We start from the raw sequence: 3,353 nt of genomic DNA on the forward strand, positions 1-3,353 counted from the left end.
TCTCCCGGTCTCTCGGCCGTGTGCCCGCAGCCGCCCGACCCCCCGGGCCTCTGTCGTCCCCTGTCGAAAGGGGTGGGCCAGGCTCGAAGCGGGTGGGCCCGGCGCGTCGCTTGCAGCGATAACCGTTCTCATTCTCTAGGGTGGGTGGGTTCCTGGGCGTGCGCCCGACCGGCTGATCCGAAGGGCGTCATGAGCCACCACTCCCACGGGCACTCCCACGGAAGCGGACCGGCGCGGCCCGCGACGCGGCGGGTCAGGATCGTCCTCGCGGCGATCCTCGTGCCGGCGCTGCTCCTGACGATCGTCGGGCTCGTCGCGCTCTGGCCCCGCGCCGCCGACCTGCCGGACCAGATCCCGTTCACCGCCCAGGGCACCCACGTGGTGCACGGAGTCGTCACGGGCGAGGCCGAGGTCGAGACCGGGCTCGTGCCCGTCCGCCTCGACGACGGCACCGAGACCGAGGTCGTGGCCCCGCCCGAGTACGTCCACCACGGCTTCGACGTCGGCGACCGCCTCCGGATGCTCTACATCTCCCAGGCCGAGGGCGACGGCAGCACCCCCTACGCGTTCCTCGACTTCGAGCGCGGGATACCGATCGCCGTGCTCGCGATCGCGTACGCGGCGCTCGTGCTCGCGGTCGCCAGGCTGCGCGGGCTGGCCGCGCTCGCAGGACTCGTGGTCGCCCTCGTGACGATCGGGCAGTTCACGCTGCCCGCGCTCCTCGCCGGGCAGAACGTCCTCCACGTGGCGCTCGTGACGTCGTCGGCCGTCATGTTCGTGGTGCTCTACGTGGCGCACGGGTTCACGGTCCGGACCTCGACCGCGATGGTCGGGACCCTCGTGGGCCTCGTCCTCACCGCGGTCCTCGCATGGTGGGGCGCGTCGACCTCGCACATCACCGGGCTCACGTCCGAGGAGGCGCTGTGGCTCCCGTCCTACGCCCCCGGGATCGACCTGCAGGGCATCGCGGTCTGCGGCATCGTCCTCGCGGGCATGGGCGTGCTCAACGACGTGACCATCACCCAGGCCTCGACCGTGTGGGAGCTGCGCGCCCTCGCGCCCTGGGCGTCGCGGCGCGAGCTCTTCACGCGAGCCATGCGCATCGGCCGGGACCACATCGCCTCGACCGTCTACACCATCGCGTTCGCCTACGTCGGCGCGGCCCTGCCCCTGCTCATGGCGGTCTGGCTGTCCGACCAGGCCCTCGGCACGAGCCTCACGTCGGGGGAGATCGCCGAGGAGGTCGTGCGGACGCTGGTCGGGTCGATCGGGCTCGTGCTCGCGATCCCGCTCACCACGGCCATCGCGGCCGTGACGGTGCCGAGCGAGCCGGCCGCGTCCAGGGCGCCCGTCGAGCCTGCCGGGCCGACAGAGCCTGCCGGGCCGGGCGCCCCGGACGGGTCCGTCGAGCCGACCGGACCGACCGGACCGGCCGACGACCTCGCCCGGAGCACGCCCTTCACCTGATCCGCACCGACACCCCACGGGAGGGTCCGGTGAGCGACCCTGGGAGTTCGCCATGATGTGCGCATGAGCGAACAGTGGGTCGAGGTCGCGACGTCGCGGCTTCGCGACCAGCACGCCTGCCCGGGCTGCGGAGCCGTCCTGACGTCGACCCGTTGTCGTGACTGCGGCCTGGTCCTGACCGGCCCCTGGGCCGTCGAGGTCCTGCGGGCGTCGCGCGAGGCGGCCTTCGCGCTCGAACGGCGGGCCTCGGCGCTGCGCGCGCTGCGCACGGCCGACGAGCGCGTGCTCGCGACGGACCGAGGTACCCGCCCCGTGGAGGGCAGCGTCAGCGGCCCTGCCGCCACCCGCGAGGCCGTGGCCACGGAGGGCGGGGCGGGCCGCGAGCCCCTGGCCGGGCCCGCCCCGGTCGGGCCCGCCCCGGTCGGCCCCGGCCGCCCGCGCCCCGCCGCTCCGCGGCCACCGACGGCCGTGCGCGCCGGCGGTGCCACGCCGACCACCGCCGTGGGCAGGGCGGGCACCGAGGTCGCACCCCCGGCCCGGTCGAGCCTCGGGCTCCAGCCCATCCTCGCGAGCGCCGGGGCGGGCCTGCTCGCCGTCGCCACGATCGTGTTCGTCTTCTTCACGCTCGCCGACGACCTCGCGGTCCGCGCCCTCGTCACGGGCGTCGTGACGCTCCTCGCGCTCGCGACGTCCGCGTTCCTGCGGACGCGCGGGATGGGCGCGTCGGCCGAGTCGATCGGTGCGCTCGGTGTCGTGCTGCTCCTCGTCGACGTCGAGCTCGTCGTGAGCGCGCGCCTGCTGGGCGGGGCCGACCCGGCGCTCATGCGCGGCTTCCTGCTGCTCCTGGTGGTCGTCGGACTCCTGGCCGCCGGCCACCGGGTCCGCATGCGGAGCTGGGTCGCGGCCGGGCTGATCCTCAGCCCGGTCGTGCCCGTGGTCCTCGCCGGAGCGGTCGACGGCCTGACCGCGTCGACCTTCGCCGCCTACTCGGTCGCCCTCCTGGCCGCCTCGCTCGTGACCGTGCTCGACCTGCCTCTCCTGCGGCGGTCCCGCGAGCGGCTAGGGTCGCCCCTGACCCTCGAGCAGACCGTGCTCGACGTCGTGCGGTTCCTCACGTTCCCCGCCGCTGTCGTGCTGGCGATGCTCGTGCCCCCGGTCCTGGGGGTCCCCGGTTGGAGCGGTGCCGCGCTGCTCGTGCTGCTCGCCGCGGGCACGGCCTGCCTGCTGGCCCGGTTCACGGGGCAGCGCGTGTGGTGGTGCGCGACGGGTGGGGCGACGGTCCTCGCGGGGGTGCTCCTCGGCGTCGGCTCCCACCCCGCCTGGCTGGGTACCGCGCCCGTCGCGGGGCTGCTCGCGGGAGCCGTCCTGGTCGGGGTCGCGACGTGGGCCCGGGCCGAACGTCGGACCCGCGCCGCGCTCGTGGCCGGAGGGTCGGCCGTGCTCGGGCTCGCCGCGCTGCCCGCGGCGGCGTACGGGCTCACGGGCCTGCTCGTGTCGGTCTCGACGATCCGGCCGGCCGGTACCACGTGGTCGTTCACGACGGACCGCCTGGCCGAGGTCGGGACGCTCGACGACGCCGCGACCACGGCTGCGCTCGTCGGCATCACGGCCCTCCTGCTCGCGATGCTCGCGGTCGGCCGCCTGGACCTGGGACCGGCGGCACCGAGGGCGTCCGGTCCGGAGCCCGCGCACCAGGCGGTGCGCGAAGCGGCGCCGGCGGTGACCGCACCGGCGGTCCGCGCTCGGACCGGGCTCGCGCGCGCCGCGGGCGACTCCGCCCCGTGGGCCGCGCTCGTGCTCGCTCTCGGGGTCGCGCTGCACCCGGCCTGGGCCGCGGTCACGAGCTTCGCGGCCCTCGCTGTCGTGGCGTTCGCACTGTTCGTGGT

The 3,353-nt window shown here is 75.7% G+C and carries 1 protein-coding gene and 1 pseudogene; both read left to right on the forward strand.

Annotation, left to right across the window (positions count from 1 at the left end):
- The first annotated feature begins 189 nt into the window (after positions 1-189).
- Positions 190-1,467 (forward strand): YibE/F family protein, encoded by a 1,278-nt coding sequence (locus ACFRCR_RS17845; RefSeq protein ID WP_377679443.1) that lies wholly within the window; start codon positions 190-192, stop codon positions 1,465-1,467.
- Between the two features lie 63 nt (positions 1,468-1,530).
- Positions 1,531-3,353, forward strand: a pseudogene (locus ACFRCR_RS17850) (hypothetical protein); the annotation flags it as partial.

The sequence above is a fragment of the Oerskovia sp. NPDC056781 genome (assembly GCF_042789955.1).
Classification (GTDB): Bacteria; Actinomycetota; Actinomycetes; order Actinomycetales; family Cellulomonadaceae; genus Oerskovia; species Oerskovia rustica.